The organism is Ruania suaedae (assembly GCF_021049265.1).
Classification (GTDB): domain Bacteria; phylum Actinomycetota; class Actinomycetes; order Actinomycetales; family Beutenbergiaceae; genus Ruania; species Ruania suaedae.
In genome coordinates this window covers 1,489,483-1,510,043 of sequence record NZ_CP088018.1, presented here as the reverse complement: position 1 = coordinate 1,510,043, position 20,561 = coordinate 1,489,483, and the positions used below count along the sequence as shown (strand labels likewise).

At 72.0% G+C, this 20,561-nt stretch carries 20 protein-coding genes and 1 rRNA gene; 3 read left to right on the top strand and 18 right to left on the bottom strand.

Translation table 11 applies throughout. The features are described 5' to 3' along the window. Positions 1 to 24 precede the first annotated feature (24 nt). From LQF12_RS06950 to LQF12_RS06935, 4 genes are read right to left on the bottom strand one after another with little or no spacing between them, the layout of a single operon-like run. Entirely contained in the window at positions 25 to 378 is a 354-nt protein-coding gene (locus LQF12_RS06950) for a non-heme iron oxygenase ferredoxin subunit (protein WP_231055237.1), read from the bottom strand. After that, positions 375 to 1,646 carry a Fe-S cluster assembly protein SufD gene (sufD, locus tag LQF12_RS06945; RefSeq protein WP_231055236.1) on the bottom strand — a complete coding sequence of 424 codons (1,272 nt, stop codon included), beginning with the start codon at positions 1,644 to 1,646 and terminating at the stop codon, positions 375 to 377. Before sufD ends, LQF12_RS06950 begins: the two co-directional genes overlap by 4 nt. Further along, a complete protein-coding gene (gene sufB, locus LQF12_RS06940) occupies positions 1,646 to 3,097 on the bottom strand; it encodes a Fe-S cluster assembly protein SufB (RefSeq protein ID WP_231055235.1) in 1,452 nt (483 codons plus the stop codon). The genes sufD and sufB overlap by 1 nt, the downstream gene beginning before the upstream one ends. Positions 3,098 to 3,108: 11 nt before the next feature. Beyond that, complete coding sequence (locus tag LQF12_RS06935) at positions 3,109 to 3,798, bottom strand: helix-turn-helix transcriptional regulator (RefSeq protein ID WP_231055234.1); 690 nt, start codon at positions 3,796 to 3,798, stop codon at positions 3,109 to 3,111. A gap of 205 nt (positions 3,799 to 4,003) precedes the next feature. Here LQF12_RS06935 and LQF12_RS06930 point away from each other — a divergent pair, with 205 nt between their 5' ends. The 3 genes from LQF12_RS06930 to LQF12_RS06920 all read left to right on the top strand — a co-directional run bounded on the left by LQF12_RS06930 (position 4,004) and on the right by LQF12_RS06920 (position 6,513). Next, positions 4,004 to 4,774, top strand: a complete 771-nt coding sequence (locus tag LQF12_RS06930) for an ABC transporter ATP-binding protein (RefSeq protein ID WP_231055547.1) — start codon at positions 4,004 to 4,006, stop codon at positions 4,772 to 4,774. After that, a complete protein-coding gene (locus tag LQF12_RS06925) occupies positions 4,771 to 5,514 on the top strand; it encodes an ABC transporter permease (protein ID WP_231055233.1) in 744 nt (247 codons plus the stop codon). The genes LQF12_RS06930 and LQF12_RS06925 overlap by 4 nt, the downstream gene beginning before the upstream one ends. 72 nt (positions 5,515 to 5,586) lie before the next feature. Then, positions 5,587 to 6,513: a COX15/CtaA family protein gene (locus tag LQF12_RS06920; RefSeq protein WP_231055232.1), complete on the top strand. Its 927-nt coding sequence runs from the start codon at positions 5,587 to 5,589 to the stop codon at positions 6,511 to 6,513. A 9-nt stretch (positions 6,514 to 6,522) separates the two neighbouring features. On the opposite strand, the gene LQF12_RS06915 is transcribed toward LQF12_RS06920, so the two are convergent. From LQF12_RS06915 to rrf, 14 genes are all read right to left on the bottom strand, one after another. Beyond that, complete coding sequence (locus tag LQF12_RS06915) at positions 6,523 to 7,155, bottom strand: NUDIX domain-containing protein (RefSeq protein ID WP_231055231.1); 633 nt, start codon at positions 7,153 to 7,155, stop codon at positions 6,523 to 6,525. Beyond that, positions 7,152 to 8,837 carry a CTP synthase gene (pyrG, locus tag LQF12_RS06910; RefSeq protein ID WP_231055230.1) on the bottom strand — a complete coding sequence of 562 codons (1,686 nt, stop codon included), beginning with the start codon at positions 8,835 to 8,837 and terminating at the stop codon, positions 7,152 to 7,154. Before pyrG ends, LQF12_RS06915 begins: the two co-directional genes overlap by 4 nt. Before the next feature lie 6 nt (positions 8,838 to 8,843). After that, entirely contained in the window at positions 8,844 to 9,944 is a 1,101-nt protein-coding gene (locus tag LQF12_RS06905) for a glycosyltransferase family 4 protein (protein ID WP_231055229.1), read from the bottom strand. Beyond that, positions 9,937 to 11,520, bottom strand: coding sequence for a murein biosynthesis integral membrane protein MurJ (murJ, locus tag LQF12_RS06900; RefSeq protein ID WP_231055228.1), 1,584 nt, complete (start codon positions 11,518 to 11,520; stop codon positions 9,937 to 9,939). The genes LQF12_RS06905 and murJ overlap by 8 nt, the downstream gene beginning before the upstream one ends. Positions 11,521 to 11,561: 41 nt before the next feature. After that, positions 11,562 to 12,416: a hypothetical protein gene (locus LQF12_RS06895; RefSeq protein ID WP_231055227.1), complete on the bottom strand. Its 855-nt coding sequence runs from the start codon at positions 12,414 to 12,416 to the stop codon at positions 11,562 to 11,564. Continuing rightward, complete coding sequence (locus tag LQF12_RS06890) at positions 12,413 to 13,453, bottom strand: copper transporter (protein WP_231055226.1); 1,041 nt, start codon at positions 13,451 to 13,453, stop codon at positions 12,413 to 12,415. The genes LQF12_RS06895 and LQF12_RS06890 overlap by 4 nt, the downstream gene beginning before the upstream one ends. Positions 13,454 to 13,478: 25 nt before the next feature. Then, positions 13,479 to 14,672, bottom strand: coding sequence for a putative cytokinetic ring protein SteA (gene steA / locus LQF12_RS06885; RefSeq protein WP_231055225.1), 1,194 nt, complete (start codon positions 14,670 to 14,672; stop codon positions 13,479 to 13,481). A gap of 5 nt (positions 14,673 to 14,677) precedes the next feature. Next, positions 14,678 to 16,402, bottom strand: coding sequence for a DNA repair protein RecN (recN, locus tag LQF12_RS06880; RefSeq protein WP_231055224.1), 1,725 nt, complete (start codon positions 16,400 to 16,402; stop codon positions 14,678 to 14,680). Next, positions 16,399 to 17,244 (bottom strand): NAD kinase, encoded by an 846-nt coding sequence (locus LQF12_RS06875; protein ID WP_231055223.1) that lies wholly within the window; start codon positions 17,242 to 17,244, stop codon positions 16,399 to 16,401. Before LQF12_RS06875 ends, recN begins: the two co-directional genes overlap by 4 nt. Further along, on the bottom strand, positions 17,241 to 18,080 hold the full coding sequence (locus LQF12_RS06870; RefSeq protein ID WP_231055222.1) for a TlyA family RNA methyltransferase: 840 nt from the start codon (positions 18,078 to 18,080) through the stop codon (positions 17,241 to 17,243). Before LQF12_RS06870 ends, LQF12_RS06875 begins: the two co-directional genes overlap by 4 nt. Continuing rightward, positions 18,080 to 18,229 carry a hypothetical protein gene (locus LQF12_RS06865; RefSeq protein WP_231055221.1) on the bottom strand — a complete coding sequence of 50 codons (150 nt, stop codon included), beginning with the start codon at positions 18,227 to 18,229 and terminating at the stop codon, positions 18,080 to 18,082. Before LQF12_RS06865 ends, LQF12_RS06870 begins: the two co-directional genes overlap by 1 nt. A 38-nt stretch (positions 18,230 to 18,267) precedes the next feature. Then, complete coding sequence (locus LQF12_RS06860) at positions 18,268 to 19,314, bottom strand: HAD-IIA family hydrolase (protein ID WP_231055220.1); 1,047 nt, start codon at positions 19,312 to 19,314, stop codon at positions 18,268 to 18,270. Then, positions 19,311 to 20,060: a hypothetical protein gene (locus tag LQF12_RS06855; RefSeq protein WP_231055219.1), complete on the bottom strand. Its 750-nt coding sequence runs from the start codon at positions 20,058 to 20,060 to the stop codon at positions 19,311 to 19,313. Before LQF12_RS06855 ends, LQF12_RS06860 begins: the two co-directional genes overlap by 4 nt. Before the next feature lie 276 nt (positions 20,061 to 20,336). Then, positions 20,337 to 20,454: ribosomal RNA gene (rrf, locus tag LQF12_RS06850) — 5S ribosomal RNA — on the bottom strand. Positions 20,455 to 20,561 lie beyond the last annotated feature (107 nt).

Below are 20,561 nucleotides of genomic sequence, written 5' to 3'. Positions count from 1 at the left end.
TCGTCTTCTTCTCTCGTCTGTGTCTCAGGTGGTGGGTTCGGTGGTGGCGGCGACGTCGATATCGACGAGCACGCGGTCGCCGTCGTAGCTCACCGGGTAGGTGGCCACCGGCCGCGTGGCCGGCAGTGCGAGCGGGCGGCCGGTGCGCAGGTCGAAGCTCGACCCGTGCAACCAGCACTCGATCGTGGCGCCCTCGACCTCTCCCTCGGAGAGGGAGACCTGACCGTGGGAGCAGATGTCGGACAAGGCGTAGTACTCGCCGTCCTCGGCACGGGCGAGCGCGACCTCGACCAGGGAACCGTCCGGCCCGTCCAGCTCGAGCCGCATCGCCTCCCCGGGCTCCAGGTCGTCCCTCGAGGCGACGACCTGCGCGGTCATGCCTGCGTCTCGCTGGACTCGATGGCCTCGATCACCCGACGCTCCTGCGAGACGTCCTCGGTGCCCGCCAGGTCACCGAGCACAGCGTCCAGCTCGGCGTCGATCGCGGCCAGCAGCCGCTCCTCGACGGCGGGCACACCGATCTTGGTGATCATCTCGGCGAAGAAGCCGCGCACCACGAGCCGGCGGGCGGCCGCCTCGGGGATGCCGCGCGAGCGCAGGTAGAACAGCTGGTCGTCGTCGAAGCGGCCGGTCGCCGAGGCGTGGCCCGCTCCCTCGATCTCCCCGGTCTCGATCTCCAGGTTCGGCACCGAGTCGGCGCGAGCGCCGTCGGTGAGGACCAGGTTCCGGTTCAGCTCGTAGGTGTCGGTGCCCTCGGCCGCCTTGCGGATGAGCACGTCGCCCACCCAGACGCTGCGGGCGTCGTCCCCCTGCAGGGCACCCTTGTAGGTGACCCGCGAGGTGCAGTTCGGCACGGCGTGATCGACGAAGAGACGGTGCTCCTGGTGCTGACCGGCGTCGGCGAAGTAGAGACCGTTCATCTCGACCGATCCCCCGGTCGCGGCGAATGCCGACTCCGGCGTCAGCCGGACGACATCCCCACCGAGGGTGACCACGACGTGCTTGAGCGTGGCATCGCGGCCGATGACCGCACGGTGGGAGGCGGCGTGCACGGCCCCGGAGTCCCAGTCCTGCACGGAGACCACGCGCAGCGAGGCGCCGTCGGCGACGTGGATCTCCACGGTCTGGGCGAGCTGGGCGCTGCCGCGGTGGTCGAGCACGACCACCGCCTCGCTGTGGTGCTCGGCCATGATGGTGATGTGCTGGGCGGCCGGGTCCTGACCCGCACCGCGCACCGTCACGGTGGTCTCACGACCGGCGACGTGCTCAGCAGGAACAATCACCAGCAGACCCTGGTCGAAGGACTCCCACGCGGCGGCGGAGATCCGGTCTCCCGGGGCTCCCGCCTTCCCGAGCCGGTCATCCGTACGCGTCACGTGCTCGACCCGCACGCCCTCGTCAGCAGAGACCTCCACCTGCGGGGCGGCACCGGTGAGCAGTCCTGCGGTCAGGCCCTGCAGCCGGTTCATGGGCGAGAAGCGCCACTCCTCCTCGCGCCCGTTCGGCACGTCGAAGTCGGCCAGGGCGAAGGAGGTCGCCCGGTCAGCCCGCGAGCCCTCCGGCGCCAAGCCGTGGCTGTGCGCGTCATCCGCCGTGGCCCGGGTGTGGTCGGTCGAACGACCGATCTCTTCAGTGGTGGTCGACATCAGCCGACGGCCCCTTCCATCTGCAGTTCGATGAGCCGGTTGAGCTCGAGGGCGTACTCCATGGGCAGCTCGCGGGCGATCGGCTCGACGAAGCCACGCACGATCATCGCCATCGCCTCGGTCTCCTCCATCCCGCGGGACATGAGGTAGAAGAGCTGGTCCTCGCTCACCTTGGAGACCGTCGCCTCGTGCCCCATCTCCACGTCGTCCTCACGGACGTCGACGTAGGGATAGGTGTCCGAGCGCGAGATCGTGTCCACGAGCAGCGCGTCGCAGAGCACGTTCGACTTCGAGGCGGCGGCGCCGTCCATGACCTGCACCAGGCCGCGGTAGGAGGCCCGGCCACCACCGCGTGCGACCGACTTGGAGACGATCGAGGAGGAGGTGTGCGGGGCCATGTGCACCATCTTGGAGCCGGTGTCCTGGTGCTGGCCCTCGCCTGCGAACGCGATGGAGAGGGTCTCACCACGGGCGTGCTCGCCCATGAGGTAGACGGCCGGGTACTTCATGGTGACCTTGGAACCGATGTTGCCGTCGATCCACTCCATGGTGCCGCCGGCCTCGACCGTGGCGCGCTTGGTCACCAGGTTGTACACGTTGTTCGACCAGTTCTGGATCGTCGTGTAGCGCACGCGGGCGTCCTTCTTCACCACGATCTCCACGACCGCCGAGTGCAGCGAGTCCGAGGTGTAGATCGGGGCGGTGCAGCCCTCGACGTAGTGCACGTAGGAGCCCTCGTCGGCGATGATCAGCGTCCGCTCGAACTGGCCCATGTTCTCGGTGTTGATCCGGAAGTACGCCTGCAGCGGGATCTCCACGTGCACACCGGGCGGCACGTACACGAACGACCCACCCGACCACACGGCGGTGTTCAGCGCGGCGAACTTGTTGTCGCCGGCCGGGATGACCGTGCCGAAGTACTCCTCGAAGATCTCCGGGTGCTCGCGCAGCGCGGTGTCGGTGTCCAGGAACTGCACACCCTGACGCTCGAGCTCCTCGTTGATCTGGTGGTAGACCACCTCGGACTCGTACTGGGCGGCGACGCCGGCGACGAGGCGCTGCTTCTCCGCCTCGGGGATACCGAGCCTGTCGTAGGTCTCCTTGATCTCCTCCGGCAGATCATCCCAGGACTGGGCCTGCTTCTCGGTGGAGCGCACGAAGTACTTGATGTTGTCGAAGTCGATCCCGGTGAGGTCGGCGCCCCAGTTCGGCATCGGCTTCTTGTCGAACAGGCGCAATCCCTTGAGGCGGTTCTTGCGCATCCACTCCGACTCGTCCTTCATGTCGGAGATGTTGCGCACCACCGCCTCGGAGAGCCCGCGCTGGGCGTTGGCACCGGCGTCATCGGTGTCGTGCCAGCCGTAGTTGTAGGTGCCGATCGAGGCGATGGCCTCTTCCTGCGTCAGCTGGCCCGTCTCGGGGGGCTGAACCGGTGTGGTCTCGGTGGTCATCTCAGGCGCTCTCATTCCTTCGCGCGGGTGGGGATGGACACGGGTATGTGGGTGGTACAGACATGCTCGCCACCGGCGAGCGTGGCGAGGCGTTGCACGTGCACGCCGAGCAGGTCCGCGAAAGCCTGTGTCTCGGCCTCGCACAGCTGCGGGAACTGAGCCGCGATCTGCTGGACCGGGCAGTGGCCCTGGCACAACTGCACGGCCACGGTGTCGCTCACGCCGACCGGCCGGGAGGTGGCGGCGTAGCCGTCATGGCTCAGGGCCTGGGCGAGCGCGGCCGCGCGAGCATCGACGTCCTCACCCGCCGCCTCGACGGCCGCGCGATAGCGCGTCGTGAGCTCGGCCGAGCGGTGCCGTGCGAACTCCTCCACCGCCGCGGGCCCGACCTCGTCGCCGAGTTGCTGCAGCGCCTGCACGGCGAGCCGGGCGTAGGCCTCACCGGCGGGCTTGTGCGCGGCGGGGGTGGCGATGTACCGCTTCGCGGGACGGCCTCGGCCCCGGGGGGCGGCGGAGGTGTCCTCGCGCACCGTGACCTGGCCGACCTTCTCCAGCGCACCGAGGTGGCGACGGATGGCCGCGGAGGTCAGGTCCAGTCGCTCGGCCATGTCGGCCGCGGTGATCGGGCCGAGTTCGATGATGAGGTCACGCACGCGTTCACGTGTGGTGGACTCGGTCTCGTCCAAGTGCTCGACACTCACGCGCTCACCTCCTCAGGCTGTGGCAACCAATTAGTGAACATTCTCGTTTCTCAAATGGGTCTACGCAAGCAAGGCGATCCTTACTGGCCGCCGGCGTCGGGGGCCGGTGAGGCAGCGCGTACGCTTGGACGCCGTGACCTGCCCCGTCGAGCTGACCGACGTCCATCGTTCGTTCGGCGCCACCCGCGCCCTCGCCGGGCTGTCGATGCAGGCTCGCGCCGGGGAGATCACCGCCGTCCTGGGCCCGAACGGCGCCGGGAAGACCACCGCGATGGAGATCTGCGAGGGTCTGCAACGCCCGGACTCCGGTTCGGTGCGGGTACTGGGCTGCGATCCGCACGCCGCGCCCGCGACGCTCCGCCCCCGCGTGGGCGTGATGGTGCAGGACGGCGGCCTGCCGGTGATGGCCCGCGCCGAGGAGCTGTTGCGGCACGTCGCCCGGCTGTATGCGCAGCCGCGCGATGTCGACGCGCTGGTGCGCGAGCTGGGGCTGGCTCCCTTCGCCCGGACCTCGGTGCGGCGCCTCTCCGGTGGTCAGCGACAACGCCTGGCCCTCGCGATCGCCCTCGTGGGACGGCCGGAGCTGGTGTTCCTGGACGAGCCCAGCGCCGGGCTGGACCCGCAGTCGCGCCTGGCGGTCTGGGACCTCGTGCGCTCCCTGCGCTCGGACGGCGTGAGCGTGGTGCTCAGCACCCATCTGATGGACGAGGCCGCCCAGCTCGCCGATCGTGTCGTGATCATCGACCACGGGTCGGTCATCGCGGAGGGCACGGTGACCGAGCTGACCGGCCTCCCCCACGACGGCGCCCCCGCCCAGAGCCTGCACCTCACCGGCACGATCACGGCCGAGGCGAGGAACGCCGTCGAGGAGGTGGCCCTGCGCCACGGCCTCCAGGTACGTGGCGGACCGGAGGCGAGCGGTGAACGCACCCTCGAGGACGTCTTCCTCGACCTGACCGGACGGAGCCTGCGATGACCGGGCACGCCGGCGCGAGCCCGTGGGCCGCACGGGTCGTCTCCCACGCCGGGTTCGAGGTGCGCAACCTGCTGCGCAACGGCGAACAGCTGCTGCTGACGCTGGTCCTGCCCGCGCTGGTGCTCGTGGTGCTCGCGCGGACGGACCTGGTGCGCCTGGACACCGACGGGCAGGCAGCCGTCGATGTGGCCACCCCCGGCGTGCTCGCACTGGCGGTGATGTCGACCGCCTTCACCTCCCAGGCCATCGCTACCGGGTTCGACCGCCGCGCGGGAGCCCTGCGTCTGCTCGCCACCACCCCGTTGGGTCGCACCGGGCTGCTCGGTGGCAAGGTGCTCGGGGTCCTGGCCACCGAGGTGCTGCAGGTGGTGCTGCTCGGCTCGCTCGCGCTGGCGCTGGGGTGGCGGCCGGACCCGTCCGGTCTCGGGCTGGCGCTGGCGGCCGTGTTGCTCGGCACCTCGGCCTTCACCGCGCTCGCGCTGCTGATCGCCGGGACGTTGCGGGCCGAGGCGGTGCTGGCCGGCGCGAATCTGCTGTGGCTGCTGCTCGTGGTCGGCGGCGGCGTGCTCCTGCCCGCCAATGCGGTCACCCGCTTCCTTCCCTCCGGAGCTCTCGGCGAGGCCCTGCGCTCCTCGCTCACCGGAGGGCCGCTGGCCCCGACCGTCCTGGCACTGGCGGTGCTGGCCGGGTGGACCCTCGTGCTCACCGCGGCGACGGCGCGCTGGTTCCGCTGGCAATGACTGTGTGCCGTCCCACGTCCGGCACCACGCCGACGGCGCCGTGAGGGCTCCGGCGCGGATTACCGTAGTCACGTGAGGCCCCAGACCATCGCCCGGCTGACCACGATCGCCGTGGTGAGCAATCTCGTCGCGCAGATCGTCATCATCGGCACCGGAGGCGCAGTGCGCCTGACCGGCTCGGGACTGGGCTGCTCCTCGTGGCCGAACTGCGAGCCCGGCCAGTTCTCCCCCACCTTCCATGACGCGACCTCCATCCACCCGTACGTGGAGTTCGGCAACCGGGTGCTCGGTGCCGTGGTGGTCCTGGTGGCGCTGCTGCTGGTGGTGCTGGTCCAGGCGGTACGGGCCTCGGGCGTCCAGCCCGCGCCGACGGCGGCCTACCGGCGGCTGGTCGCGCTACCCCTCGCCCTGTCGGTGCTGCAGGCGGTGCTCGGCGGGATGACGGTGCGCTTCGAGCTGCACCCGGCGCTGGTCGGCTCGCACTTCCTCATCTCGGCGGTGCTGGTGTGGATCTCCGCCTGGTTGGTGGTGGGGTGGTTCCGCCCACGCCGGATGGCCCCGGTGCTGGGCCGGCCCGCCCGGGGGCTGGGCTGGTCACTGGCAGGCGTGGCCGCCGTCGTGGTCGTGCTGGGCATGATCGTCACCGGTGCGGGCCCGCACTCGGGCGACGCGGAGATGGGCTACCGGTTCGAGGTGGACCCGGTGTTGGTCGCCCGGTTGCACGCGGGGTCGGTGTGGGTCTTCACCGGTCTGCTGCTGGCGTTCGCCGTCAACGTCGTGCGCGCCGGCAAGGGGGCGGTCAGGCGCGTCGGCACGCTGCGACGGCGGGTCTGGCTCCTCATCGCGGTGACGCTCGCGCAGGGCGCGATCGGCTACGTGCAGTACTTCACCGGCCTGCCCGAGCTCCTCGTGGGTATGCACATGATCGGGGCGGCGCTGCTGGTGGCGACCACGGCGTTCACCCTGGCGGCGATGCACGAGCGCAGCGTGCGCTCCTGACTCCGGCGCTCAGTCGCGGTGCCAGGCCGGCTGCCACGGCGCGTCGGCCGGTCGCAGCGGGGACCATCCCTGCCCGCGAGCCGCATGCGCGGCGAGGACGCCCGTGACGGTGCTGGGGTTGTGGACCCGCCCCGTCAGGGCGGCGGCCACCACGTCCTGCAGCGGTACCCAGGCCAGGTCCATGTCCAGCTCTTCGGCCTCCCGCTGGTGACGGTGGCTCTCGGGCACACCGGTCAGGCCCCGGGCGAGGAAGATTCGGATCCGCTCGTCGCTGCCGCCCGGTGAGGTGAAGAAGTCGACGAGCGTGTGCCACGTGGTCGCGCGCAGGTCGGCCTCCTCCGCCAGCTCCCGCGCCGCCGCGGCCTGCAGCGGCTCGCCGGGCACGTCGAGCAGGCCCGCCGGCACCTCCCACAGGTGCGCGCGCACCGGGTGGCGGTACTGCCGCACGAGCGCGACCCGGTCCTCGTCGTCGAGCGCCACGACGGCCACGGCGCCGGGGTGGCGGACGAACTCACGCCGCACCTCACCGGCGATCCCCAGGTCGACCGCCTCGGAGACCAGATCCATCACGTATCCGGAGTGCAGCTCCCGCCGATCGGAGATCGGCAGGTCCGTCCGCTCGTCATGCAGCGGCTCGCTCATCCGAGCAGCCGGGTCTCCCGCTGGCGCTCCAGCGCGGCCGAGACGAGGCCGATGAACAGCGGGTGCGCCCGGGTGGGCCGCGACTTGAACTCCGGGTGGGCCTGCGTGGCGACGTAGTAGGGATGCTTGTCACGGTCCAGCTCGACGAACTCCACCAGCGAGGAGTCCGGCGACCGGCCGCTGATCTGCAGCCCTGCCTCGGCGAGTGCGTCGCGGTAGGTGTTGTTCACCTCGTAGCGGTGCCGGTGACGCTCGCTGACGCGCTCGCTGCCGTAGGTCTCGGCGATCACCGAGCCCGGCGTCAGCACGGCGTCGTAGGCGCCCAGGCGCATCGTGCCGCCGAGGTCGCCCTCGCCGTCGACGATCGCGAGCTGCTCGGCCATGGTGGCCACCACCGGATCGGGGGTGCCCGGGTCGAACTCCGTGGAGGAGGCGTTCTCCAGGCCCAGCACGGTGCGGGCGTACTCGATGACCATGCACTGCAGGCCGAGGCAGATCCCCAGGGTCGGGACCTGGTGCTCGCGCGCCCATCGCAGGGCGCCGAGCTTGCCCTCGATCCCGCGCACCCCGAAGCCACCGGGTACCAGGACCCCGTCGACACCGCTGAGCGCCTTCTGTGCGCCCTCCTCGGTCCGGCACTCGTCCGAGGGGACCCATCGCAGCCGCACGCGGGTGTTGGTGTGGAAGCCGCCGGCACGCAGCGCCTCGGTCACCGAGAGGTAGGCGTCGGGCAGGTCGACGTACTTGCCGACGAGGGCGATCTCCACCTCGTCCGCGGGATGGTGGACGCGCTGGAGCAGGACGTTCCACATGTCCCAGTCGACGTCCCGGAACGGGATGTTCAGCCGGCGGATGACGTAGGCGTCGAGGCCCTCGGAGTGGATGACCTTGGGGATGTCGTAGATGCTCGGGGCGTCCACGCAGGTGATGACCGCCTCGCGATCGACATCGCACATCGAGGCGATCTTCGACTTCACCGACTCCGGGATGTCGCGGTCGGAGCGGCACACGATCGCGTCGGGCTGGATCCCGATGCTGCGCAGGGCGGCGACCGAGTGCTGGGTCGGCTTGGTCTTCAGCTCGCCGCTGGGCCCGAGATAGGGCACCAGGGAGACGTGGACGAAGAAGACGTTGTCGCGGCCGATGTCCTGGCGGACCTGGCGGGCCGCCTCGAGGAAGGGCTGGGACTCGATGTCACCGACCGTGCCGCCGATCTCGGTGATGATGACATCCGGCGCCTCCCCGGTGGCCGGGTGAGCCTGCGCCCGCATCCGGCGCTTGATCTCGTCGGTGATGTGCGGGATGACCTGCACGGTGTCGCCCAGGTACTCGCCGCGCCGCTCCTTCGCGATCACGTTCGAGTAGACGACGCCGGTGGTCACGTTCGCCCCGGCGTCCAGGTTGACGTCCAGGAACCGCTCGTAGTGCCCGATGTCCAGGTCCGTCTCCGCGCCGTCCTCGGTGACGAACACCTCACCGTGCTGGAACGGGTTCATCGTGCCGGGATCGACATTGAGATACGGGTCGAGCTTCTGCATCGTCACACGCAGGCCTCGACCGCGCAGGAGGTGCCCCAGACTGGAGGCCGTCAGGCCTTTCCCGAGCGAGGACGCCACGCCCCCGGTGACGAAGATGTGCCGCGGGACGCCGCCAGCCTGACCGGAGTTCGAAGTGATCACCACGGGCTTCTACGCTATCACTGCTTGGGCCGCCTCGGCGTAGATGCGCTCGAGCTGGGCGCATGCGTCGGCCGTGCGCGGCAGCTCGGCTGCCCGGGCCAGCGACCGGTGGCCTAGCTCGGCGCGCAGGCCGTCGTCGGTGAGCACCCGGGTGAGGGCCGAGACCAGGGCGTCCGGGTCGCCGTAGGGCACCAGCAGCGCGGCCTGGCCCGTGACCTCCCGCGTGCCACCGACGTCGGTGGCGACGATCGGTGCGCCCGCGGCGAGTGCCTCCTGCAGGTTGAGCGGTTGCCCCTCCCAGGCGCTCGTGCTCACCACGACATCGGCGGACGCGAGCATGGTCGGCACGTCCGGGCGTCTGCCGAGCAGGGTGACCGGAAGCGCCTCGCCCAGGATCTGGTCGGCGAGCTCGTCCATCAGCGGTCCGCTCCCGGCGACCAGCCAGCGTGCCGCCGGGACACGGTCGGCGAGCAGGGCCGCCGAGTCCGCGAGCAGGCCGAGGCCCTTCTGCGGCGCCAGCCGGGCGAGGGTGAGCACGATCTGCTGGCCCGGGCCCACGCCGGCCGCCCGGCGGGAGGTCTCGCTCCAGGCGGGCGCCTGCGGGCCGTGCGCGGGCGCGGGGATCAGCGCCCGTTCGCTGCGCCGCGCCCCGTGCGCCCGGGCGTCGTCGACGAGGTCACCGCTGACACCCAGGACGACGTCGGCACGGGCGGTGATCACACGCAGGAGCCCTGCGCCGACCGAGCGCACGCCGAACCCTCCGACGGCGGCGTTGTGCAGGGTCACCACCAAGGCCGTCCGTTCGGGCGTCGGTGCGCTCAGCGCAAGGGCCGCGAGCGCGCCGGCACGCAGGCCGTGCGCGTGCAGCACGTCGGCCCCCCGGGCGATCCGGCGGATCCGGGAGACGGCGGCCGCGTCGGAGACCCGCGGGCGGTCACTGACGTCGATCACGCTGGTACGCAGGTCCGGCGCGGCGTCAGCGAGCGCCTCCCGTGGCCCGGCCAGGATCACCCGGTGTCGGTTCGAGAGCTCGGTGGCCATCTCGCGCACGTGACGACCGATCCCCCCGTCGGTGGAACCGGTCAGCTGGACGATCCTGAGGTCAGGCACGGTGTCTCCTCACGAGGTCAAGGATCCCACGATCCGCGACGAGCACCACCGCCCCTGCCACCAGGACAGCGACGAGCGCACCGGCTGCGCCGGCCAGCGCGGCATCGGCCGGGCCGGGTCCGAGTGTGGTGAGCAGTGCGAGCCCGACCTGCCGCCCGAGGAGGGCGCCGAGCAGCGCGCCGGCTGCGGCCACCGAGACGGTGCGGACCACCGGTCCGGGTGGGCGCTGGTGCAGGGCGCGCGCGAGCAGTGCCAGCAGCACCAGACCCGCGATCGCCATCCCGGCGGTGTGGGCAGCGGCCAGCACCAGCAGCGTGGTCGGTGCCTGCGCGCCCGCCGGAGCGAAGCGGGCCACCCCGAGCACAGCAGCGAGCGCCACCACCAGCCAGCCGAGCGCCGTGGCGGACACCGCCGCCCGGTTGCGGTCCATCGTGTAGAGCACCCGGGAGACCAGGAAGATCACCGACAGGCCGATGACACCCGGGGCCATGACCGACAGCGCTCGATCCATCCCGGCCGTGTCGTTAGCGCACACCCCGGCACCGTCACAGCCGGCGAATACCTGCTCCACCGCGGGAGCGACCGCAGCGAGGACACCTGCCCCGAGCACGGCGGCGGCCAGCACCCCGCGGACCGCCGTCCAGACCGTGCGGTTCAGTCCGCGGTGCTCGACCGCCGCCAGCTCGGCGACCCGGGGGAAGACGGCCGTGGCCAGCGGCACGGCGAGCACCGCGTAGGGCAGGAGATAGACGGCCTGTGTCCATTGGAAGATGAGGATGGTGCCCGCGTCACCGCCCGTGCGTGAAGCCCACAGCACGGCGAGCACGGACAGCTGCTGGGCGAGCAGCGAACCGAGCCCGGCCAGTGCCAGCGACCGGGCTCGCCTGGCCACGCCCGGGGGGAAACGGAACGTCGGGCGCAGCCTGACACCGCAGCGGCGCACCGGGATCAGCAGCGGCAGCGCCAGCGCAGCCACTCCCGCCGTGGTCCCCCACGCCAGCCAGGCGAAGGCCGCATCGGGCAGCGCGGCCGGCGAGTCCTGCAGACCCTCCGCGAGGGATGCGAACACCAGGTAGCTGACGATCACCACGCCGGTGGAGGCGATCGGGGCCAGCACCGGCGCGAGGAAACGCCGGTGCGCCTGCAGCACGCCGGTCAGGACCACCCCGACGCCGTAGAGCACCACCTGCGGGGCGAAGATCTGCAGGAACCGGGTGGTCACCTCCAGCTGGACCGCAGGGTCGGCACCGGCCACCTCCGGCAGCAGACCGGCGATGGGGCGGGCCAGCACGGTGAGGACGAGCGCGACGGGAAGCAGTGCGGCGATCGCCCAGGTAAGCAGCGCGGAGGAGATGCGGTCGACGTCGGAGCGGACGGCCCGCGCGATCGGGCCCGCCAGCAGCGGGATGACCGCGCCGGCGAGTGCGCCGCCGGCCACCACCTCGTAGAGGACGTTCGGCACCATGTTCGCGGAGGCGTAGGCATCCCCGACGGCGCCCGAGCGAACCGTCTCCGCCTGCACCAGCCACCGGCCGAAGCCGAGCAGCCGCGAGACGATGGTCAGTGCGGCGATCATGGTCGCCGCTCCTGCTACCGGCCCGAGCAGGCGGCTGACCTTCACCGCAGACGGCCCCAGTCGTCCACCGCGCGCAGCGCCGGGGACCCGGCGATGACGGCCGAGAAGCTCACGCGCTCGCTCGCGAGGATGAGGCCGACGACGACGGCCAGCGCGCCGGTGCGCACCGCAGCGCGGGGATGGGTGGCGAGCGCCGAACCCAGCAGCGCACCGAGGGCGTTGGCGCCGGTGTCGCCGAGCATGGTGCGCTCACGCAGATCGCCGGGGGCGGAGGCTGCCGCCACGGCGGCCGCCGCTGCCGCGAGTGCTCCGCCGGTGTCGGGTCGGCCGAGAAGCGGAGCCGAGGCCAGCGTGACGACCTTCACCCCGCGGCCGGGGCGCAGGTCGAAGAGGTTGATCAGGTTGGCTGTCCCGGCGATGAGCGCTCCGGAGGAGACCACGTCGAGTACACGGGCGAGTGGCGAGGGCCTGTGCGCGGCTCCCCGCCGTCCGCCGCCGGTGAGCAGCGCGGCCGAGACGACGGCGCAGCCCGAGATCCCGAGCAGTTTCAGTGCTCCCGTGGTGAGGCGCCCGTGGGCCAGCGCCCGCAGGTGCCCGCGCAGGCCGCGCGCCGCGCCCGGCTGGGGGTCCAGGTCGTCGAGCGCACCGAAGCCGCCGCCGGCAGCGGTCGCCAGCACGGCGCCGAGCCTGGGCAGCGTGCCGCTGGGGGCGGCGGCAGCAGCGAGCACGCACCCGGCCGCGGCCGCGGTCCCACCCCGCAGGCTGACGCGGCGGTCGCGATAGTTCGTCCGCTCCCACCGCTCGCCCAGTACGCCGCTGCGTCGCAGGAGCACGGACGCGGCAGTGGTGCCCGCCGCGCCGGCCGCAGCCGCCGCGAGGCGCCCCGACGGACTCATCCGCCGGTCCCGTCCTCGTCACCGTCGTCGCCCTCGCTCGCTGCGTCCGCCGACCCGGGTGCGAACGCCGTCGGGTCCGGTGCGGGCAGTGTCAGGGGGGCGGGCAGCACCAGCTCGGCGGACTCGGCGAGGCCGAACTGAGCACCCTCGCCGGCGAGGTCGGCGGCGAGCGCGAGCGGGACGGTCACCTGACCGGTGATGCTGCCGACGGAGTCCACGCTGGTGACGGGAACGTCCTGCCCGCGCAGCACGTCCAGCAGCGACCCCTGCCCGACGTCGACGCCGGCGAGCACCGAGCCCTCGCCGGTCTCCGCCAGCCCCTCGGCGAGCGTGAGGTAGTCCTCGTTCAGTGCGTCACGCTCGGCTGCCTCCTCGTCGGTGAGGGGCTCGTCCGTGTGGTCGTTCGGTCCCACCACCACGGTCGCGTACGCCGGCTCCTCGATCGTGCTGGACTCGGTGAGCAGCTCCGAGGTGCGCAGGATCTCCACGATGTTCTGCGCCTCGCCGGAGCGTTGCTGCGGATCGAGCGGGTCGCGCAGGGTCAGGGCCTGCCCGAGCGCCTGCGCGAGGATCCGGTCGGCCGGTACCGACGCCTCGGGGGCCGGGCTGAGCTCGGAGACCAGGTTCTCCGCGATACCGGCCCGGAAGGCGGCCTCGGTGGGGTCGGTCCACCCGGGCGTCACCTCGACGCGGGCAGCGATGCTCGCCCCGGCCTGCACGAGGCGGGCCTCCACCGCGGCGGCCACATCCGGATCGGTCTCGGGAAGCGTCACCATGGCCACCGAGCGCTCCTGCAGGACGTCGTCGTAGAGCTGCGGGGCCGCCTCGGTGAGGAAGACGCTGCGGGCCTGCAGGGCCGACTCCGCGATATCGAGATCCTGGCGGAGCGCGTCCTTCTCCGCGCGCAGCTGCTCCACCTGCCCGGAGAGCTCGTCGGCGATGTAGTCGCGCAGCGGTCCGGCGCCGAGCACGATGCCCACGGCCAGCGCGAGGAACACCGAGATGAGGGACACGATGTGGTAGCGGAAATCGATCACTGCGTCGTCTTTCTTGTCGCGGGCTCTAGAAGAGCCCGGTGAACAGGTCCTGCAGCCAGGACCAGAAGTCGTCGAAGCGGGCGAGGACGAGCCCGAAGAAGGCCTGACCCGCCGGCGTCGCTGCGGCAGCGGCGATCAGGGCCGCGAGCCCGGCCAGGATCAGCGCCGTGACCTGCCAGTTGGAGATGCGGTGCCGGTACAGCCGCGAGACGCCCTTGGCGTCGATGAGCTTGCCGCCCACCCGCAGGCGGGTGAGGAAGGTGCTGGCCATACCGGCCCGGCCCTTGTCGAGGAACTCCACGAGGGTCTCGTGGGTACCGACGGCGACGATCAGCGAGGCGCCCTTTTCGTCCGCCAGCAGCATGGCGACATCCTCACTGGTCCCGGTGGCAGGGAAGGTGACGTGCTGCACGCCCAGCTCCTTGACCCGTTCCAGCCCCGGGGCGCGCCCGTCGCGATAGGCGTGCACGACGATCTCGGCCCCGCTGCGCAGCGCCTTGTCCGAGACGGAGTCCATGTCGCCCACGATCATGTCGGGCCGTAGGCCTTCTTCCAGGATGGCGTCCGCGCCGCCGTCGACCCCCACGAGCAGCGGACGGTACTCGCGCACGTAGGAGCGCAGCATCGCCAGGTCCTCGCGGTAGGTGTAGCCCCGCACCACGATCAGGACGTGGCGCCCCTCGAAGGAGGTGCGCACCGTGGGCACGCCCACGCCGTCGAGCAGGAGTTCGCGCTCACGGCGCATGTAGTCCATGGTGTTGGCCGCGAACGCCTCGAGCTGGACCGAGAGCCCCGCCTTGGCCTCGTCCATGGCGGCATCGACCGAGGCGTCGGTCTGCACCGTGCCTTCGGCCACCACGGTCCCGGCGGCGTCGAAGACCGTCCCGTCCTCCACCCGGACGCGGGCCCCCTCGCGAAGCGCCATCACGTCCGGCCCGAGATCGTCGATCAGCGGGATGCCGGCCTCCAGCACGATCTGCGGTCCCAGGTTGGGATACCGGCCGGAGATCGAGGGGGCGGCGTTGAGCACGGCGGCCGGCCGGCAGGCGACCAGCGCCTCGGCGGAGACGCGGTCGAGGTCGAGGTGGTCGATGACGGCGATCTCGTCGGCTCGTAGGCGCTTGGTCAGCGACTTCGTCCGGGGGTCGACCCGGACCGGGACGAGGGCGTCATCAGCAGCATCCTCGTCCCTGGCACGGCGTCGCATCAGGGAGATCATCGCCGCTATGATCCCACGACGGGGCGCTCGAGGAGTTCCGCGGCATGCCGTAGCGCGGTGACAGAGCCGGCGTCACCGGAGAGCATACGCGCGAGTTCGGCCTCGCGGTCCTCCCCCTCGACCACCCGGATGTCGCTGTTGGTGACCGCATCGGCGCCGGCGCCGGCGGTCTTCATGACCACGAGGTGACGGTCGGCGAAGGCAGCGACCTGGGCCAGGTGGGTGACGACGATCACCTGGGTGTGCCGGGCGAGCTCGGCGAGTCGGCGCCCGACCTCGACGGCCGCCTGTCCCCCGACACCGGCGTCCACCTCGTCGAAGACGAAGGTGGGCAGCGTGCCGTCACCGTCGTCGACCTGGGCGCGCGCCATCGCGACCTCGAGCGCGAGCATGACGCGCGAGAGCTCGCCGCCGGAGGCGCCCTTGCCGAGAGGGCGTGGCGGGGCGCCCGGGTGGGCGGCCAGCAGGAACTCGACGTCCTCGCAACCCCACGGTCCGGGCTCCTCGCGCGGGGTCAGCCGCACGGTGACCCGGGCGCCTGGCATCGCCAGCCCGGCGAGCTCGGTGTCGACCGCGGCTGCCATCGCCTCGGCGGCCTCCTGCCGGCCCGCGGTGAGGGCAGCAGCCTCCTGCAGCTCCGCGGCGGTGAGCCGGTCCAGCTCGGCCGCCAGGGCCTCGCGCCCCGCACCGGGCGCCGTCAGGGTGCTCACCCGCTCGCGGGCCTCGTCGGCGAAGGCGAGCAGATCGGTGAGGGTGCCGCCATCGGTGAGCGTGCGGGCGAGGTCGGTGAGCTCGGCACGCCGCCGGTGCAGGTGGTCGAGCCGCTCCGGGTCCGCCTCGAGCGCGGTGACATAGCTGCCGATCTCGGTGAGGGTGTCGGTGAGCTGGTAGGAGACGGACTGCAGGCGTTGGCTCCACTCGCGCAGGGTCGCGTCGTAGTCGGCCGCAGCAGCCAGCGATCGCAGCGCCTGATCCAACAGCACCGCGGCGCCGGCAGGCCCGTCGGGCTCGTCAGCACCGGCGATCGCGAGGTGGGCGCCCTCGGCCGCACTGCGCAGGTCCTCCACGTTGCCCAGCCGTTCGGCCTCCGCGCGCAGCTCCTCGTCCTCGCCGGGCTGGGGTTCCACGGCGTCGATGCGCTCCAGCGCGCGTTGCAGACGTACCAGCTCGGCCTCGCGCTCCTGGGTGTCCTCGTCCCAGCGGGCCAGCGCCCCGGCGGCCAAGCGGCGCCGGCTGTGCACGTCGGTGTATCTCGCCAACAGGTCCAGGTGCGCCGCACCGGCGAAGGAGTCCAGCGCCTGCCGCTGATGGGTGGCCGACCGCAGCCGCAGTTGTTCACTCTGACCGTGCACGGTCACCAGGTCCGCGCCGATCTCCGCCAGCAGCCCCTGCGGAACGGAGCGTCCACCGACGTGCGCGCGAGAGCGGGACGAGGAGACGGTCCGTGCCACGAGCAAGGCGCCCTCGTCGAGCAACGCGCCGGCCTCGAGCGCCACCTCGAGGCAGCGGTGCCCCGAGGGGGGCACCAGCCGGCCCTCCACGACGGCGGTCTGCGCGCCGGGGCGCACGGCGCTCAGGTCCGCCTTGCCGCCGAGCAGCAGGCCGAGCCCGGTCAGGACCATCGTCTTCCCGGCGCCGGTCTCGCCGGTGATCACCGTCAGACCGGGGTCGAACTCGACACTCGCCGACTCGATGACTCCGAGGTCGTGGATCTGGATCTCTTCGATCACGGGTTCTCGTGCTCTCCTCTCCAGCCCGCCACCGGCAGGTTGAACTTGCCGACGAGCCGATCGGTGAACGGTGCGAGGTTGAACCGGGCCAGCCGGACCCGCTCCTGGCCTCGCACCACGTCGATACGGGCGCCCGGCGGCGCGTCGATCCGGCGCCGGCCGTCACACCAGACCACCGCGGAGGTATAGCTACGGCTGAGGATCTCCACGCTCATGCGCGAGTTCGGCCCCACCACCAGCGGGCGGGCGAAGAGCGTGTGCGCGCTGATCGGGACCAGGAGCATCGCCTCGACGTCGGGCCAGACCACCGGTCCGCCGGCGGAGAACGCATAGGCGGTCGATCCCGTGGGCGTCGACATCACGACACCGTCGCACCCGAAGGTCGACAACCCTCGGTCGTCGATCCCGATGGCGACCTCGACCATACGTTCGCGCTCGGCCTTCTCGACGCTGACATCGTTGATGGCCCAGCTGTGCACCGGCGGCGCGCCGGGCCGGGTCACGGTGACGTCGAGCGTGATCCGCTCCTCCACCGAGTACTCGCGGGCGGCGGCACGGGAGACGACATGCGAGATGCGGTCCACCTCCGACTCCGCGAGGAAGCCCACGTGGCCGAGGTTGACGCCGACGAGCGGGGCCTCCCTGCCGCGCATGAGCTCGGCGGCACGCAGGATCGTCCCGTCACCGCCCAGCACGATCGCGAGCTCGAGCTCGATGCCGGCGATCTCGTCCTCGGTGACGGGCGTGAGCCCGTGCCGGCGCAGCTCGGCGGCCACCTGCTCCGCGGAGCGGCGGGCAGCCGGCCTGGTGGGGTGGGTCAGTACGAGCACGTGACGGCTCATCGGTCGCCTCCTGCGATCACACCTGGTCCGGCGGGTCCCCTGGCGATCGCCTGGGCGATCTGTGCTTCCTCCTCGGCGCCGGCGCCTGCGCGAAGGTGCACGAAGTACTCCACGTTCCCGCTCGGGCCCGGTAGCGGGCTCGCGACGGCGGAGCGAAGGCCCCATCCGAGGTCGGCCGCTGCCACGACGACGGTGCGCACGGCATCGGCGTGCAACGCGGGGTCACGGACCACTCCCCCGGCCCCCAGCCGTTCCCTGCCCACCTCGAACTGAGGTTTGACCATGAGCAGCAGGTCCCCACCGGGCGAGGTGAGTCCGGTCAGCGCGGGCAGGACCAGGGTGAGCGAGATGAAGGACAGGTCTCCGACGACCAGGTCGACGGGCTCCCCCACGTCCTGCAGACGCAGCGAGCGGACGTTCGTGCGGTCCATGACGGTGACGCGCTCGTCGGTGCGCAGCGACCACACCAGCTGGCCGTAGCCCACGTCGACTGCGACGACCGACCGGGCGCCGCGGCGCAGCAGCACATCGGTGAAACCGCCGGTCGATGCACCGGCATCGAGGGCCCGCCGGCCATCCACCCGTGGACCCCGCTCACCCAGGGCGTCCAGTGCGCCCGAGAGCTTGTGGCCACCACGCGAAGCGTACTCGGGCTCACCACCGACGGCGTCCAGCACCCGGACCGCTCGCGCGGGATCGAGCTGGGTCGCGGGCTTGCCGGCCCGGGTCCCGTCCAGCAGCACCCGGCCGTCCGCGATCAGCTCCGCAGCGTGCTGGCGCGACCGGGCCAGTCCGCGACGGACGAGCTCGGCGTCGAGACGGGCACGACGAGCCATCAGCCGTCTGCTCGCGCGAGGCGGTCCTGCAGCACGGTGTGGACGCGCTCGAAGGCCTCGACGTGCACGGGCAAGGCTTCCTCGCCCAGGCGCTCAGCCGCGGCGAGGGCGGCCTGCAGGTCGTCCTCGGCGTCATCAGTGGTCCTCACGGCAGCTCCCTTCACGGTCCACGCTACCCGGCGCCGCGTCAGTCGGCGGCGAGCACGACGTCGGGCACGTCGGTGAGGATCGTCGCCACCCCGGCCGCGTCACTCGCGTCCCAGGCCGCCGCTGCTGCCGCCCGGAACTCGTCGAGGGTCACCGGCTGAGCGCCGAAGGCCACCGCGCCGCCGGCGCGCTCCAGGGTCAGTTCACGCGAACGCACGACGGCGCGGGCCTCACCACACACCCACGCCTCGCCCTGCCGCTGGGGCTGGGGGTGCGCATGCGCCAAACCGCGCAGGTCCGCAGCGAGGTAGCTGGGTCGCTCCCCCGGGGAGGCGCACAGCACCTCACCGATCCCGTCCACGCCCGTCAGCACGTGCAGGCCGGCAAAACCGGCCGCACGTGCCCCCGCCAGGTCGGTGTTGAGCCGATCCCCGACGACGAGCGGGTGGCGGCCACCGGCGCGGGACGCGGCCTGCTGAAAGATCTCCGGTTGCGGCTTGCCCGTGGACCGCGGCTGCACGCCGGTGGCATGCACCACGGCCGCGACGAGGGACCCGTTCCCCGGGGCCATCCCGCGCTCGGTGGGTAGCGTCGCGTCGATATTCGAGGCGATATGGCTCGCACCTGCCGTGATCGCATAGACCGCCTCGGCCAGGTCGGCCCATCCCAACGAGGGAGCGAAGCCCTGCACCACCACCGTCGGTGCGTCCGCCGCACTGTCCACGACCGTCAGGCCCTGCTCGAGCAACGCCTCGCGCAAGCCGTCGCCACCGATGGCCAGCACCCGGGTACTCTCGTCGGCCTCACCGGCGACCAGTGCTGCGGCGGCCTGGGCCGCCGTCGTGACCTCTTCGGGCCCGGTCGGGACCGAGAGATCGGTCAGGTGGCGGGCCACCGTCTGCGGCGAACGCGCCGCGTTGTTGGTCACGAACATCGAGCGCATGCCGGCGGCGCGGGCAGCAGCGATGGCCTCGGGCGCGTGCTCGACACCGTGCGCGCCGCGATAGACCACACCGTCGAGGTCGAGCAGCGCGACGTCGTACTCCTCCTGCAGGGGACGCTCACATCCGAGCAGTGTCACGTTCACGAGCGCCCACCCTCGTCCGCGCGCGTCAACGCGTCCCATTCCGCATTGCTCAGCTCGACCTCACCGAAGTCGACGCCCTCGCCCTCGTCCTCGACCGCCGGCGGCGGCAGCGTCGCCTCGAGCTCGTCCGCCTCCGCCTGACGCCCCAGGGCCCGCAGCACCGCCACGCGCGCCTCGGCGACTCGCAGAGCCTGCTCTCCCGCGGCTCCGGCCACATGTGGCTCCTCCAGCAACAGCAGCGCCGCCTCCGGCTGTTCCAGGTCCAGCCGCGCGCCGCTGGCCACGATGGCGATCTCGATGCTGTCCTCGGCGCTCATGGCAGGGTCCGCCGGGGTCGCGGCCACCGCCAGGGCGCGCTCGGGCCGGCCCAGACCCCGTTCGCAGTCCGCCTCGATCGCACGCATCGCATCGACACCACTGAGCCGTCGCACCGTGCGCACCTCGCGCAGCGCCTCCGCATAACGTCCCGTCGCGTACGCCGCCAGCGCGACGGCCTCACGCACCACGTCGACACGACCGGCGCGCCGCAGCGCCGCGTGGGCATGCAGATAGGCCTGTTCCGGCTCGCTGTCCAGGAGAAGGCCAGCGGTCACCAAGTGGCGGGCCACGCGGTCCGCGTTGTCCTTGGACAGGGTGCGCAGGCGGGAACGAGCAGCACGGTCCAGCAGATCGGGCGTGATCGACTCCTCGAGAGGAGGATCCTGCGGGCGATCCGGCTGGGGCGGACGACCACTCTCCTGGCCCACCGGTGGCCGCCGACGGCGGTCCTCCTGCCGGCGCTCCGGGCCACCCCGCCCCTGTGCCGGACGAGAGCTCCGACGCTCGCTCGTGCCGCCACCCTCACGCCGGGGTCGATCCTCACGCGGCCGCCGGTTGCGCCCGCCGTCGCCACCATGACGCGGGGCGTTCTCCCGTGGGTGCTCACCCATCGTGCTCCTCACTGTTCAGATTCCCGCGACACGATACTCGTGCCAACGCAACAAGGGCCACCCCGTGGTGGGGTGGCCCTTGTTGGAATGGGTGTCCGGCGGTGTCCTACTCTCCCACGACCTCGCGGTCGCAGTACCATCGGCGCTGAGGGGCTTAGCTTCCGGGTTCGGAATGGGACCGGGCGTTTCCCGCCTCGCTATGGCCGCCGTAACTCTATGGAGATGACATGGCACCGCCCGACTCACCCCGCCGAATGGGGGGTGGTGGGGGTGGCGGTCTCTCGGGAACCGCACAGTGGACGCATACACGCAGTGATT